Source organism: Paenibacillus alkalitolerans (assembly GCF_016482785.1).
GTDB classification, from domain to species: Bacteria; Bacillota; Bacilli; order Paenibacillales; family YIM-B00363; genus Paenibacillus_AE; species Paenibacillus_AE alkalitolerans.
In genome coordinates, this window is the sequence record NZ_JAEMXM010000002.1 from 451,214 (window position 1) to 465,877 (window position 14,664).

Sequence of the window (14,664 nt, forward strand, 5' to 3'; positions counted from 1 at the left end):
TCTCAGTTCGAATTAAGGGATTCGGTAATATTGCTTAATTGAAATGACAATCGCCTCGGCGATTTTGTCTTGAATTTGCTCGTTGAACAATTTCGCTTCGTCGTCGGGATTCGTCAGGAAGGCCAGCTCCAGAAGCACGGCGGGCATTGTCGTATCCTTAACGACGAGAAAGTTGTTTTTCTTTACTTTACGGTCGGACGAGCCTACCGCTTTAAGAACGTTGCTATGGATAATTTCCGCCAGCGCCGCGCTGTCGTCTCTCCAATAGTAGGTTTCCGTTCCCCGCACGGAAGAGGACGGAGCGGTGTTTGCATGGATGGAAACGTACAAGTCAACCGCGGAATTGTTCGCGGCCGCGGCCCGATCCGCCGGAGACGAGTATACGTCGCCCTCCCTCGCGAGCACAGGCAGCAGAAGCTTCTCTTTCTCCATCAACGCGGCCGTCTTCTTCGCAACCGCCAACGTGAAATCTTTTTCGTACTTGCCCGTCTTCGAAATCGCGCCCGGATCGTGTCCGCCGTGACCGGCGTCGATCATGATCCGGAATTGCTTCTCATCAAACCGCACCGACGCCCCGCTACCGTCGGCGGACATTTCCAGCCGGAAGGCGGCCGCTTGCTTTACGTCCAATACGATTCGCACCGTTGACGGTTCGATTTCAAACAGCGAATAGCGAATGCCGGAAACATACGCATGATCCGCGCTCACCGGCAGCGATCCGTCGGCTCTGCCGTCGGCGGAACGCTCCAGCGTTGTTCCCGGCAAGTCGATCACGATCCGGTCCGGATTGCGCAACTGAAAAATTTTCGGTTGGACATTCCCGGTAGTGGTGAATGTGACCGCTTTATCTTCCACAGATATCCCCGTGAACGTCGGCAATGCGTCAGCTACCCTCACGGGATCGCCCGAAGACGGCGACGCCGGCAACGACCCCACCGTACCTGCAGGAATTTCTATCGGAACGGATGATGAGGAAAGGCGCTGAAACAAAAACAATGAACCGGTCAATCTGTCGGAAATCCACCTGGCGCCCAACGATTCGGCGATCGATGCGGCCGGGAAATGGAGAAGATCGTCGAAAGTAACCGTGTCTTCTGCGGCGACACGGACCGATTGCTTGCCAAATTCGATTATGTATGAACCATTTTCCCCCGCGCTCACTTTGGCGCCTAACGCAGACGCCGTGTCAGCCGGTATGTACGCTTTCCCGTCGATGCTTCGCGCCTGCAGTTGAGACTTTGCTCCGTCGACAAAAACGCGAAGAGGTTCAGACTTCGAAGCCGCCTGCGCTTCTCCAGGCATCGATACGGCCACCGCCCCGGCAACGAGGAGAAAGCCGACCGCCGCCGCCACCCTTTTCCAACCGTAATCCATAAGTTCCTCCCAAGTCTAGCAATGCGTAATAAGTCTATCAAAATTCGTCTGCAAATAACATAATATTGTAAGTTTCGACAAGCTTACTATCAATTAAACGCAAGAAATAGCCAAAAGTTGCTAGATTCGGTCGATTTTCTTATCGGAAAAGTTGGTTGGAAAAATAGAGGAAGTGGAAGGCGTTATATACAGGATTTCCCGGAATTCTACGAAAATAGAGGAACTGGAGTGCACTATCGCGTTGAAATAGGAGGTTGGACAAATAATATCGTGGAAATAGCGGCCTGTACTTCCTTTATTATTTTTGTATGCGTCAAAAAGGCGGCGATAAAGGATTGTACTTCCGCTATTTTCTTATAAGAAACAATAAATGGCTGAGCAGACTCGCTTCTGCTCAACCATTTTCACTGCTGCCCAACTGTATTCTTCAGGCACTAAGCCCGTTTTGCCTCGTACGCGGCGATCTTATCGTCGTGCTGCAAGGTGAGCCCGATATCGTCGAGTCCCTGCAGCAAGAATTGCCGCCGGTGCTCGTCAAGATCGAAATCGATCTTTAATCCGTACGAGTCGCCGATCGTCTTGTTCTCCAAATCGACGATCAACTGATAGCCCTCGTATTTCGCAGTCCGCTGGAACAATTCCTCGACTTGCTCTTCCGACAGCTTCACCGGAAGAATTCCGTTCTTAAAGCAATTGTTGTAGAAAATGTCCGCAAAAGACGGAGCGATCACCACGTTGAATCCATAATCCTGGATTGCCCAAGGCGCGTGCTCGCGCGACGACCCGCATCCGAAATTAGCGCGGGAGATCAATATGGAAGCGCCCTTGTAACGCGGCTTGTTCATCTCGAAATTCGGATTCACGTTGCCTTCTTCGTCGAATCTCCACTCGAAGAACAAAAATTGCCCGAATCCGGTCCGTTCGATCCGCTTCAAAAATTGCTTCGGAATAATCGCGTCCGTATCGACGTTGACGCGATCGACAGGCGCTACGATTCCGGTTTGTTTCCTAAATGGCTGCATGCCGTTTCCCCCTAGCTACATTGACTAGTTATCGCGGACAACCTTTCGGTTGCCTCTTTACCCGACGTGAACTTCGGATTTGAATTCCCAGTTGCGTACGTCGACGAATTTGCCGGCGATCGCCGCCGCGGCCGCCATTTCCGGCGATACGAGATGCGTGCGTCCGCCGCGGCCTTGGCGTCCCTCGAAATTGCGGTTCGATGTGGACGCGCAGCGCTGGCCCGGGGAAAGCACGTCCGGGTTCATCGCGAGACACATGCTGCAGCCCGCGTCGCGCCATTCAAAGCCCGCTTCGATGAAGATTTGGTCCAAGCCTTCTTTCTCGGCTTGAATTTTCACCCGTCCGGAGCCCGGCACCACGATGGCGGTTACGTTCGGGTTCACTTCATAACCTTTCGCCACGGCAGCCGCCGCGCGCAAGTCTTCGATGCGGCCGTTCGTGCAGGAACCGATGAATACGTAGTCGATTGCAATTTCCGTCATCGCCGTTCCCGGCGTCAGACCCATGTACTCGATCGCCTTCTCCGCCGCTTTCCGTTCGTTCTCGGTCGGCAAGTCGGCAGGATTCGGCACCTTCGAGAGCACGTCAGTGCCCATGCCCGGGCTCGTTCCCCACGTCACTTGCGGTACGAGCGTCGCCGCGTCGAATTCCACGACAGTGTCGTACGCCGCGCCTTCATCGGCGGCCAGCGCCTTCCACTGCTCCACGGCTTTGTCGAACGCTTCGCCTTGCGGCACATGCTGCCGGCCGCGCAAATATTCGAACGTCGTCTCGTCCGGCGCGATCATCCCCGCTCTCGCGCCCGCTTCGATCGACATGTTGCACACGGTCATGCGGCCTTCCATCGACAAGCTGCGGATCGCTTCGCCCGTGTACTCGATAACGTATCCGGTGGCGAAATCGGTGCCGTATTTCGCAATGATGCCGAGAATAAGGTCTTTCGCCGTAACGCCTGCAGGCAGCTTGCCGTTCACGCGCACTTCCATCGTCTTCGGCTTGGATTGCTGAAGACATTGCGTGGCGAGCACGTGCTCGACTTCGGACGTGCCGATTCCGAAAGCAAGCGCGCCGAACGCGCCGTGCGTCGATGTGTGGGAGTCGCCGCACACGATCGTCTTCCCCGGATGCGTAAGCCCGAGCTCCGGTCCCATGACGTGCACGACGCCTTGATCGATGGAATTTAAATCGTATAACGTAATTCCGAATTCTTGCGCGTTCTTCGTCAACGTATCGACCTGCTGCTTCGAAATCGGATCGGTAATGTTGAACCGGTCTTTCGTCGGCACGTTATGGTCCATCGTCGCGAACGTCAAATCCGGCCTGCGCACTTTGCGCCCCGCCATCCGGAGCCCTTCGAACGCTTGAGGGCTCGTTACCTCGTGCACCAGATGCAAATCGATATAAATAATGCTCGGTTTACCTTCTTCTTGATGAATGACGTGATTGTCCCAAATTTTCTCGAACATCGTACGCTTCGCCATTCGCGTCACCTCTCCCGTTTACTGATCCTTTTGCCAATTATACTATCATTTCTTTCTTCATTGTTCCAAGATATAATAACTATAGGTTTTATAGTTTTAATTTATAAGAAAAACTTCTATCGAAGTAATTCAATGAAGCGGGTACGTCCTGTAGAGGAAGTTTTTCTTGCGAGATCAGGATGCCATAGCTTCGAAGTTTATTCTTTCTGATCTCTATAGAAAAACTTCTATCGAAGTAATTCAATGAAGCGGGTACGTCCTTTAGAGGAAGTTTTTCTTGCGAGATCAGGATGCCATTGCTTCGAAGTTTATTCTTTCTGATCTCTAAAGAAAAACTTCTATCGAAGTAATTCAATGAAGCGGGTACGTCCTGTAGAGGAAGTTTTTCTTGCGAGATCAGGATGCCATTGCTTCGAAGTTTATTCTGTCTGATCTCTAAAGAAAAACTTCTATCGAAGTAATTCAATGAAGCGGGTACGTCCTTTAGAGGAAGTTTTTCTTGCAACATCAGAATTACCTTTTTTGCGTCTGAAAATTTATGAATTCTTATGTTATAAAAGGAGATACCGCCGTGGAATTTCGCCAATTGCTATACGCAGTCCAGATCGCGAATGAAAAAAACTTTTCCCGCGCCGCGGACAAGCTGCACATCGCACAGCCGTCGCTTAGCCAGCAGCTGGCCAAGCTCGAGCGCGAGCTCGGCGTCGTATTGTTCCACCGGACAACGAACTCGGTCGAACCGACTCACGCCGGCGAAACGTTCGTGCAGAAAGCGCAGCATATTCTTGATTTGGTCGAACAGCTGAAGAGCGAGATGAACGACATCTCCCACCTGCATAAGGGGAAGCTCGTCGTCGGCACGCTGCCTATTACCGGCTCGCATATTCTTCCTCTCGTTTTGCCGGAGTTCGCGAATCGCCATCCCGGCCTCGAAGTGCATCTCGTGGAAGATACGAGCGCCAAACTCGAACGGTTAACATCGGAAGGAGCCGTCGACTTCTCTCTTCTTTCTTTGCCGATTGCGGATCCTTCGTTGGAACACCGCCCGTTCATTACGGAACAAATTTGTCTCGCGGTACCGCAAAGCCATCGTTTTGCCGATGCGAAGAAGGCAATCCCGGTACGAGAGCTTGCAGGGGAATCGTTCATCGTGCTGAAGAAAGGCCAAGGCTTTCGTCAAATCGCTTTCGAAATTTGCGCGCAAGCCGGCTTCGAGCCGAACATCGTCTTCGAGAGCGGCAACATCGAAACCGTCCAAGCGCTTGTAGCCGCCGGAATGGGCGTGGCGTTCATCCCGAACATGATCGCCGAAGCGAAGAAGGGCCGTTACGTTCCCGTCTATAAGCCGCTGACCGGACCGGTGCCCACCCGGACGCTCGTTGTCGCGCAAAGACGAGGCAGATATTTTTCCAAGGCGGCGGAAGCGTTCATTGAGACGCTGCTGGAAGTCACTTCGCAAAGCCGGTAATAACCGAATATCCCTCCGCATACAATCTAACAGCGACACTTGTCCTACAGTTAGGAAGAAGCCAATCGTAAGATTGGCGCGTAGTGACAGAACACGAGCAGAAGCGGAGGGACTCCCGTGACGACGTTCGCGACAAGACAAATCATACGAGAAACGTTGCTCGAAGAATTGCAGGTCACACCCGAATTGCTGCGCAAAGCGGAACGCCGCTATTACGAGGCGCTGGCCCGCATAGCCGAATTGAAAGAACGCCTCACGGCGCTCGAATGCGAGCTGTATTCAAGCGGCACGGTCAGCGGAAAGAACGAAGCGGTCCGGCTTGCGGAATTGTGGCCGCACACCGGACCGCTGCACTCCGCCGTCCGCGAAGCGGAAAGCGAATCCGATCGGTTGAAATCGGAAGTGTTTTACCTGCGCCGCAAGCTCGACAATCTTCAGCTCATGACGAAATTGCTGGTCGAAGAAGCTTACACGTAAAACTCGGGGCGCCGGTCATCAAACACCGGAATCGTCCGCCTGACGCGGTCGACTTCGTCCATATCAAGCTCCGCGGTCAAAATCGTTTCCTGCTCGCCGCCTTCCGCCAGCACCTCGCCCCAAGGCGAAATCACCATCGAATGGCCGAAAAATTCCGTGCCGCGGCTTTCCCCGACCCGATTGCAGGCCACAACGTACATCTGATTCTCGATCGCCCGCGCCATTAGCAGCGTACGCCAGTGGTGAAGCCGCGGCTTCGGCCATTCCGCAGGCACAAACAACACTTTCGCGCCGTCGAGCGCCAGTTTCCGAGAGAGCTCCGGGAAACGAATGTCGTAACAAATCATCATGCCGGCCGGAACGCCTTCGAGTTCGAACGATCCGAGACGCCCGCCCGCCGCCAAATATTTTTCTTCATCCATCAAGCGAAACAGATGCAGTTTCGAATAATCGGCGGTCAACCTGCCTTCCCGGTCGAAGACATACATCGTATTCCCTACGCCTTTGCCGTCCGGCATCGACACCGCAACCGATCCGGCAACGACATTCACTTTATGGTTTCGCGCGAATTCCGAGAATATGCGTTTCGTCGGCTCCCCGTCTCGATCAGCGATCTCCCCGATTTTCTCCAGCGCATATCCGGTATTCCACAGCTCCGGGAGCACAATGACATCCGGCTTCGTGCCGGCGTTCACCGCTTCAGCCATCAGCCGCAGCGCGCGTTTGCGGTTCGTTTCCGGCTCTCCGACGGCAATATCCATCTGTATCAAGCTGACGAGCATATTGGCTTACATTCCTCCCGCGATAGCGTTCATGCTTTCATCATACCCGTCATTTCCCGGCAGTCAAGCTTTCGCTTTCGGCAAGTGGAATCCATAATTTCCAGTCAATGGAAACAGCGGAGCTCAACCGCCCAATTCCGGCTATTTTACCGGGTCCGCCGACCATTTGACGCTTCTTAGAATTCGATGCTTCATCAGTTCGAGTATAAACTCGACATAATAATCGTTCCTCACGACCAAACGGTATTCGCGGTTCGGATACGCGTACATGAAAACATCGGTATGCACGCGGTTTTCTTCAAAGTGCTTTTCAAGCTCTTTCATGTGTTCGGCGTGAGGCTCCGCATCTGTGAAACGCAAACGAAACTCTATATCCCTCTCGCCTGCGGTTTCTTCAATATCGACAACACCCGGATCCCATTGGTAAGTCAGTTTCATGACGGATAACCTCCTAAGTGTAAAGCGTTACATCAAATACCTAAAGTACACGTATACGCTCGCCATTGCAACAGAGAGAAGCATTAGCGGAAAGCCGTATTTCATGAACGTAACGAACTTTATCGGATACCCTTCTCTCGCGGACATGCCGGCCACGATCAGGTTGGCGCTCGCTCCGATCAATGTGCCGTTTCCTCCCAAACAAGCGCCTAACGCAAGGCTCCACCAGAGCGGCTCCAAATCTGAGACGCCCATCGTTCCCATCTCTTGAATCATCGGGATCATCGTAGCGACGAACGGGATATTGTCAAGGAACGCCGAAGCGATCGCGCTTATCCATAGAATCAACATCGAAGTCGCTACCAGATCGCCGCCGGTCGTCTCAATCGCTTGAGCGGCCAATCGGGCGATAACTCCCGTTTCGATTAATCCGGATACCAGCACGAACAATCCCACGAAGAAGAAGATCGTCATCCACTCGACTTTTGCAAAAGCTTCCTCCATCGCGTGCTCGCCGGTAAGAAGAAGCAGCAGGAATGCGCCGGCCAATGCGACGGTCGCAGATTCGAGATGCAGCGCTTGGTGAAGGAAAAACCCGATAATGGTAATTCCTAGCGCCGACATGCTTTTGATAAGCAGCTTGCGGTCGGACAGCACTTCTTTCTCGTCGAGCTCCATAATGCTCTGCTGCCGTTCCTGCGCTGCCTGAACCTGTTTACGAAACAGAACGCGGAAGATAAAAATATGGACCGCCATAATAATTGCCGCAATCGGAGCCAGGTTGACGATAAACGCCATGAATGTCAATTCCTTGACCGCGCTTCCGATCATGATATTCGGCGGGTCTCCGATCAGCGTGGCCGTGCCGCCGATGTTGGAGGAGAGTATTTGCGTGATCAAATACGGCAAGGGGTTGATGCCCAATTGCCTTGTAATGCTCAGAGTGACGGGTACCATCAGAAGTACGGTTGTGACATTGTCCAAGAAAGCGGACCCGACGGCGGTGATCAGTGCGAGCGAAATCATGATGCGGACCGGATCGCCTTTCGCTCTCTTGGCGGAGACGATCGCGATATATTTGAATATACCGGTTTCCGCGGAAATATTTACAATAATCATCATTCCGACCAAAAGGCCCAGCGTATTGAAGTCGATATGATGGATTGCCGTTTCCTGATCCACGATGCCAAGGACGACCATCAGTATGCCACCGATCATCGCTACAATGGTACGATGAATCTTCTCTGAAATAATAAGTCCGTAAATTACAAGAAAAATTCCGATAGCCCAATACGCTTGCTGTTCCATGTTTCCTCCCAGTGACTTGGTCTCAATTAATTATTGCCATATTGCGATCAAAAAAAAACGAGCCGTCCCCCTTCCGTGTGCCAAAAAAATGCAAAAAGAAGCCTACCAAGTGGCAGGCTCCTCCGGTAATGCACAATGTTCACTTATGAATTACTATAAACGTTTTACAAAAAAATGTAAAGGGGACAAACATGGCTTGCATAACGCACCATGCTACATTAAAGTGATTTTATTCAGAAAAAAGTTACAGTTGGAGTGACGCAGTCGATGAACGATACAACAAACATAGAGACCAAGCGCGGGGCGTTCGCGATCCGGCCCGCCGACCGCATGATGCGGCTGCCGAGCCAATTTTTCGCCGGGCTTGTGAAGAAAGTGAACGCGCGCATCGCCGCGGGGCATGACGTCATTAATTTAGGACAAGGCAACCCGGATTTGCCGACGCCGACGCACATCGTCAAAGCGCTGCAAGAAGCGGCGGAGAACCCCGCGTTTCACAAATATCCTCCGTTTTCCGGGTTCGGCTTCCTGAAAGAAGCGATTGCCGAGCGATACCGGCTCGATTACGGCGTGTCGCTTGATCCCGACACCCAAGTGGCGGTGCTGTTCGGCGGGAAGACGGGTTTGGTGGAAATCAGCCAAATCTTGCTTAACCCGGGCGACGTCTGCCTTGTTCCGGATCCGGGGTACCCGGACTATTGGTCCGGGGTGGCGCTCGCAGGCGCCCGAATGGCGTTCATGCCGCTCAAGGCAGAGAACGGCTTCCTTCCGGATTACCAGGCTCTTGCAGCGGAGGACGTTAACAAAGCGAGAATGATGTTCTTCAACTATCCGAACAACCCGACTTCCGCCGCGGCGCCCTTATCGTTCTATGAAGAGACGGTCGATTTCGCTGCAAAACACGGTATCGTGGCGGTGAGCGATTTTGCTTACGGCGCTATCGGCTTCGACGGACGCCGGCCGGTCTCGTTCTTGGAAACGCCGGGCGCCGCCGAAGTCGGTATCGAAATATACACGTTGTCCAAGACATATAACATGGCCGGCTGGCGCGTCGGTTTCGCCCTTGGCAACCCGGAAGTGATTCGGCTGATCAATCTGATGCAGGATCATTACTATGTCAGTTTGTTCGGCGCTGTCCAGCGGGCGGCCGCGGCCGCCCTATCCGGACCGCAGGATTGCGTTCGGGAATTGAACGGTGTATATGAACGGCGGCGCAACGCGTTGTTCGACGGCTTGAAGGCGATCGGCTGGAATGCGAAGAAGCCGGAAGGTTCCTTCTTCTGCTGGCTGCCGGTACCGGGCGGCTTCACGTCCGCGGAATTTGCGGAAACGCTGCTTGAGCGAGCGAACGTGATGGTCGCGCCCGGCATCGGCTTCGGGGAGCACGGTGAAGGATACGTCCGCGTCGGGTTGCTTAGCGGCGAAGAGCGGCTTCGCGAAGCCGCCGAAAGGATCGGAACGCTGGGATTGTTCGCGTAGTAACATAAATATATAGACAATCGGCAGGAGTGGTACCTTTTGACGGGAAAGTGGAATGTGCTGTTCGATCTGGACGATACGCTGATTCACTGCAACAAATATTTCGATCTGGTCATCGATCAGTTCGCCGAGTTGATGGAAGAATGGTTTTCCGGCCATCGCCTAAAGAAAGAACAAATTAAACGCAAACAGCTCGAGATCGATCTTGCCGGAATCGAAGTGCACGGCTTTACCGCGGAGCGCTTCCCGGAATCGTTCGCCGAAACTTACGATTATTTCGGGGCGCTCTCCGGCAGGCCGGCCGACCCTGACGAAAGGCGCCGGGTGTTGGAGCTCGGGTACACCGTGTACGACAGCGAGTTCGAACTGTACCCCGACGTCGTCGAAACGCTGACGATGCTGCACAAAGCAGGACATATGCTATCGTTGTACACCGGAGGAGACGAAACCATTCAACGGCGCAAAGTGGAGAAAGTAAACCTGGCGCCGTTCTTCGGCGATCGCATCTTTGTGGCGCGGCATAAGAACAGCGACGCCTTGGCCGGCATTATTAAGAAGATGGCATTCAACCCCTCCGTCACATGGATGGTCGGCAATTCGCTTCGCACCGACATTGTGCCAGCGCTGGAGAACGGAATCGGGGCCGTGTATATTCCGCCGCTATCCAACTGGGCGTTCGATTTGGTCCAAATCGATGTGCAGCCTGCCGATCGGCTCATACGGGTGGATTCGATCCGGAAAGTTCCCGAGGCTCTTAATAAATACCGCTTACAAACGTGATGCGATCGCTCGGACTTAGCGCTCCTTCTCGCATTTTGTATTTGAAACAAGAAGTCGGTAGGTGAATGCGGGAACGATATCCGCCGCTTTATAGCGCAAGTACGCATACCATTGCCGCTCGGAAACCGGCGGTTCTTCGAAGGATGAAGCCGCGGATAACGATCTGATCGGATCGATTGTTTTATCGGCCGCGCTCAATGTCGACATCTCCTCTTCGGAAACGAGGGCTTCCATCGCCTCGGTTGACGCAACATTGTGTTCGTGTTTTTCCACCGACGCCCATGGCGTGCGGTCGCCGCCCCCAAAAACAAAGCATATGACCGCCATAAGCAGGATCGTTCCGTAAGACATTTTGTACACATCCTCACCTCACCATAGCAGACGACGCCCGGGGCCAAGATGTTGCATGTTTACAAAAGTCCGGTGTGGTGGTATAGTATTGAGAAACTTGGAATGGAAACGTGATGACGGGGCTAGTAAACGCAAGACATGGCGTGCAGAGAGCGGATTCGCTGCGCTGGAAGAATTCGCCGCCATTCGCCGTTGAACCCACCCCCGAACGGTCGGCGACGAGCCGAACAGCACCCTCCTGTTACGAGGGCTTGAGCCGGACGGCTTATGCCGTCAATGAAGGTGGTACCGCGGAAGTGAACAGCTTTCGTCCTTTTTCTTAAGGACGCAGGCTGTTTTTTTGTATACTTTTATGAATCATCCTTTGCAAGGAGGCTCTACCGTTATGAACGGGTTTCATCGCCGGATCGTGGTCAAGATCGGCAGCAGTTCTCTCACCTCGCCGGACGGAAGCTTGCGCAAAGACCGCATCGAATTTTTCGCCGCAGAACTCATTGCATTGGCAAGAACGGGAGCGGATCTGCTGCTGGTAACGTCCGGAGCGGTGGCGGCCGGTTTTGCCCGGCTGGGATTTACGAAACGGCCGAAAGCGACGCATGAGAAACAAGCGTCCGCCGCCGTAGGTCAAGCGCTTCTCATGCAGGCGTACAACGAAGCGTTCGGCGCTCACGGTGCCGTCGTCGCGCAAGTGCTCCTTACGCGCTCGGATTTCTCGAACCGCAAGAGGGTGCACAACGCCTCTTCCACCCTTGAAGAATTGTTGAAACGCGGCGTCATTCCGGTCGTTAACGAGAACGACACCGTATCCGTCGACGAGCTGAAGTTCGGCGACAACGACACGCTCTCCGCGCTTGTCGGCAATCTCGTGAAAGCTCGGCAGCTGCTCATCTTTACCGATATGGACGGTCTGTACACCGACGACCCGCGGAAGAACGCGGAGGCGAGGCGCATCGACCGCGTGACGGTCATTGATGACGATTTGTTTCTGATGGCGGGCGGCAGCGGTTCGACCGTAGGCACCGGCGGGATGCGTTCGAAGCTCGAAGCGGCACGCATCGCGATTCGCGGCGGTGTGCAGGTATTCATCGGCAGAGCGGCGGAGCCCGGCGACGTCGTCAGAGCTGCGACAGGCGTCGGCTGGGGCACCTATTTCGACGCCTCTCTTCACACATTGTCCGTAAAAAAACAATGGGTCGGCTTTCACTCCGTTCCGCAAGGGCGAATCGGCATCGATGAAGGCGCGCGGCGCGCGCTGATGGAAGGCGGCAAGAGCCTGCTCCCTGCAGGCATCACGTCGGTAGAAGGCGAATTTCACCCGGGTGACGTGATTGAAGTTGCGAACGGAGCGGGCAAACTGATCGGCCGCGGTGTCGTGAACTACGCATCTTGGCAGCTTCGGGCCGCCGCCGGGTTGTCTACCGAAGAAGTGCAGCGGCGGATTGACGTACAGCGAATCGAAGTCATTCACCGCGACGAATGGATCGATCTTTGAGGAGTCAACCGAAGGTTGACGCGCAAGGGATAAAACAAGCAAGGAGGAAGCTATCGTGAGCGATGTAAGAGAGAAAGCACTGCTGGCTAAGAAAACGACAAGAATTCTTGGAGGATTGCCGACCGCGTTGAAAAATGAGGCGCTCAAACGCATTGCGGAGCAGCTGATCTCCCGTTCGGACAAACTCATTTCAGCTAATGAAACCGATTTGGAGCGCGGACGCGAGAACGGATTATCGGCCTCGCTTTTAGACCGTCTGGCTTTAACGCGGAAACGGATTGAAGCAATGGCGCAAGGCGTCTTGGAAGTGACGGATCTGACCGATCCCGTCGGCGAGACGATTGTGGAATTTGACCGCCCGAACGGTCTTCACATCACGCAAGTTCGCGTTCCGATCGGACTGATCGGGATCATATACGAAGCCCGCCCGAACGTCACGGTCGATGCCGCCGCATTGTGCCTCAAGACGGGAAACGCGGTGCTGTTGCGAGGCGGATCGGCGGCGCTATCCACTAATCGAGCCGTTGTCGATGCGATTCATTCGGCGCTTCCCGTTTCCGGCATTCCGCAGGATGCAGTGCAGCTGGTGGCGGACCCGAGCCGAGCTTCGGTCGACGAAATGCTGACGTTGAACGGCATATTGGATTGCGTGATTCCGCGAGGCGGCGCCTCTCTAATTCGAAACGTAGTGCAGAACGCGACCGTCCCTGTGATCGAAACCGGCGCGGGCGTCTGCCATACGTACATCGCTGAGGACGCACAGCCGTCGATGGCATTGTCCGTTGCGCTGAACGCGAAGGTGCAGCGCCCGTCGGTTTGCAATGCGATGGAGACGCTGATCGTTCACCGAGATTTCGCAGAACGGCATTTGGCTCGATTCGCGCAAACGTTCAAGGAGCGCGGCGTGGAGCTGCGCGGATGCGTTGACGCCCGCGCTCTGGTACCGTGGATGAACGCCGCTTCCGAAGACGATTTCGCGACGGAGTATAACGATTATATATTAAATGTGAAGATCGTCTCCGGCTTGGATGAGGCGTTGGATCACATTGCCGCGTACGGGACGATGCACTCGGAATGCATCGTGACCGAGAACGCGGCGCTTGCCCGGCGCTTCCTGAAGGAAGTGGACGCCGCCGCCGTTTACCACAACGCATCGACTCGGTTCACGGACGGATTCGAGTTCGGCTTCGGCGCGGAAATCGGCATTTCCACCCAGAAGCTTCACGCCCGGGGCCCAATGGGCCTGCCCGCTCTCACCTCGGCGAAATACATCGTGACGGGCAACGGCCAAATACGAGAATAGAGGAGCGACATTCATGAACGAACTTACATTGGAAAGTCAGAAAATCGCGTTCATCGGAGCCGGCTCCATGTCGGAAGCGCTTCTGAGGGGACTTGTGGACGCAAACCTCGTCCGCTCGCTTTCCGTCGTCGTGCTCAACCGCCATAACCGTGAACGCCTTGATGACCTGCGTAAAAAATACGGAATTCGGGTTCCGCAGACGAACGAGCCGTCGGAGCGATCCGCTCTTGTCCGCGAAGCTGACATTGTCGTGCTTGCTATGAAACCGAAGGACGTCGGCGCCGCCGTGGCCGAGTTCCGGGACCATCTCCGAGCGGATCAACTGATCGTGTCGGTTGTCGCCGGGCTGTCGATCGAGACGATCGAACGTCTTCTCGGCCGGGCGCAGCCGATCGTGCGCACGATGCCGAACACGTCGTCGTCGATCGGACTCGGAGCGACCGGCCTCGCCTGTTCGCCTTCCGTAAGCGAGGAACGGAAGCAACTTGCGACGCAAATGTTTGAAGCCGTCGGTCTCGTCGTGCCGTTGGAGGAAAGTATGATCAATTTGGTCACCGGCCTTTCCGGTACCGGCCCTGCGTACGTGTATTATCTGATGGAGTCGATGATGGCGGCAGGCGTCGAAGGCGGCCTCTCCGAGGAAGACGCCCGTTCATTGGTGGTGCAGACCGTGTTGGGCGCCGCGCATATGGTGCTTTCCACGGACGAAGATCCCGCCGTATTGCGGGCGAAAGTGACGTCCCCGAACGGCACGACGCATGCGGCGATCGGCGTACTGGAGCAATTCGAGTTCCGCTCGGGAATGATGAGCGCCATCGCGCGGGCGACGGAACGGGCGCAAGAAATGGGCGACGACATCGCCGCCTCAGTGTTGCAATCCATGACCAAATCCAATTGATCATTCGACT

At 54.6% G+C, this 14,664-nt stretch carries 14 protein-coding genes; 7 read left to right on the top strand and 7 right to left on the bottom strand.

The genetic code is table 11. The annotated features are described in order from the left end of the window. Positions 1–12: 12 nt before the first annotated feature. From JET16_RS06030 to leuC, 3 genes are all read right to left on the bottom strand, one after another. Entirely contained in the window at positions 13–1,374 is a 1,362-nt protein-coding gene (locus tag JET16_RS06030; RefSeq protein WP_199614869.1) for an N-acetylmuramoyl-L-alanine amidase, read from the bottom strand. A gap of 434 nt (positions 1,375–1,808) precedes the next feature. Beyond that, positions 1,809–2,396: a 3-isopropylmalate dehydratase small subunit gene (gene leuD / locus JET16_RS06035; protein ID WP_199614870.1), complete on the bottom strand. Its 588-nt coding sequence runs from the start codon at positions 2,394–2,396 to the stop codon at positions 1,809–1,811. Between the two features lie 57 nt (positions 2,397–2,453). Then, positions 2,454–3,878: a 3-isopropylmalate dehydratase large subunit gene (leuC, locus tag JET16_RS06040; RefSeq protein WP_199614871.1), complete on the bottom strand. Its 1,425-nt coding sequence runs from the start codon at positions 3,876–3,878 to the stop codon at positions 2,454–2,456. A gap of 571 nt (positions 3,879–4,449) precedes the next feature. On the opposite strand from leuC, the gene JET16_RS06045 reads away from it, so the two are divergent. Together JET16_RS06045 and JET16_RS06050 are read left to right on the top strand one after the other, a co-directional pair. Beyond that, positions 4,450–5,346 carry a LysR family transcriptional regulator gene (locus JET16_RS06045; protein ID WP_199614872.1) on the top strand — a complete coding sequence of 299 codons (897 nt, stop codon included), beginning with the start codon at positions 4,450–4,452 and terminating at the stop codon, positions 5,344–5,346. Positions 5,347–5,463: 117 nt separating this feature from the next. Next, entirely contained in the window at positions 5,464–5,823 is a 360-nt protein-coding gene (locus tag JET16_RS06050; RefSeq protein ID WP_199614873.1) for a hypothetical protein, read from the top strand. On the opposite strand, the gene JET16_RS06055 is transcribed toward JET16_RS06050, so the two are convergent. The 3 genes from JET16_RS06055 to JET16_RS06065 form a co-directional block, all read right to left on the bottom strand. Next, the gene (locus JET16_RS06055; RefSeq protein ID WP_199614874.1) at positions 5,814–6,605 is read right to left on the bottom strand and encodes a carbon-nitrogen family hydrolase; all 792 of its coding nucleotides are present in this window, start codon (positions 6,603–6,605) and stop codon (positions 5,814–5,816) included. The genes JET16_RS06050 and JET16_RS06055 overlap by 10 nt on opposite strands. 141 nt (positions 6,606–6,746) lie before the next feature. Then, entirely contained in the window at positions 6,747–7,043 is a 297-nt protein-coding gene (locus tag JET16_RS06060) for a hypothetical protein (protein ID WP_199614876.1), read from the bottom strand. 27 nt (positions 7,044–7,070) lie between these two features. Beyond that, a complete protein-coding gene (locus JET16_RS06065; protein WP_199614877.1) occupies positions 7,071–8,351 on the bottom strand; it encodes an ArsB/NhaD family transporter in 1,281 nt (426 codons plus the stop codon). Positions 8,352–8,618: 267 nt separating this feature from the next. On the opposite strand from JET16_RS06065, the gene JET16_RS06070 reads away from it, so the two are divergent. Both JET16_RS06070 and JET16_RS06075 read left to right on the top strand, forming a co-directional pair. Further along, the gene (locus JET16_RS06070; protein WP_199614878.1) at positions 8,619–9,830 is read left to right on the top strand and encodes a pyridoxal phosphate-dependent aminotransferase; all 1,212 of its coding nucleotides are present in this window, start codon (positions 8,619–8,621) and stop codon (positions 9,828–9,830) included. Positions 9,831–9,869: 39 nt separating this feature from the next. Continuing rightward, positions 9,870–10,610 (top strand): HAD family hydrolase, encoded by a 741-nt coding sequence (locus JET16_RS06075; RefSeq protein ID WP_199614879.1) that lies wholly within the window; start codon positions 9,870–9,872, stop codon positions 10,608–10,610. Between the two features lie 15 nt (positions 10,611–10,625). On the opposite strand, the gene JET16_RS06080 is transcribed toward JET16_RS06075, so the two are convergent. Then, a complete protein-coding gene (locus JET16_RS06080) occupies positions 10,626–10,961 on the bottom strand; it encodes a hypothetical protein (RefSeq protein ID WP_199614880.1) in 336 nt (111 codons plus the stop codon). 385 nt (positions 10,962–11,346) lie between these two features. On the opposite strand from JET16_RS06080, the gene proB reads away from it, so the two are divergent. From proB to proC, 3 genes are read left to right on the top strand one after another with little or no spacing between them, the layout of a single operon-like run. Then, a complete protein-coding gene (gene proB, locus JET16_RS06085) occupies positions 11,347–12,453 on the top strand; it encodes a glutamate 5-kinase (protein WP_199614881.1) in 1,107 nt (368 codons plus the stop codon). Between the two features lie 55 nt (positions 12,454–12,508). Beyond that, a complete protein-coding gene (locus tag JET16_RS06090) occupies positions 12,509–13,756 on the top strand; it encodes a glutamate-5-semialdehyde dehydrogenase (RefSeq protein ID WP_199614882.1) in 1,248 nt (415 codons plus the stop codon). A 13-nt stretch (positions 13,757–13,769) separates the two neighbouring features. Next, complete coding sequence (proC, locus tag JET16_RS06095) at positions 13,770–14,654, top strand: pyrroline-5-carboxylate reductase (RefSeq protein ID WP_199614883.1); 885 nt, start codon at positions 13,770–13,772, stop codon at positions 14,652–14,654. Positions 14,655–14,664 lie beyond the last annotated feature (10 nt).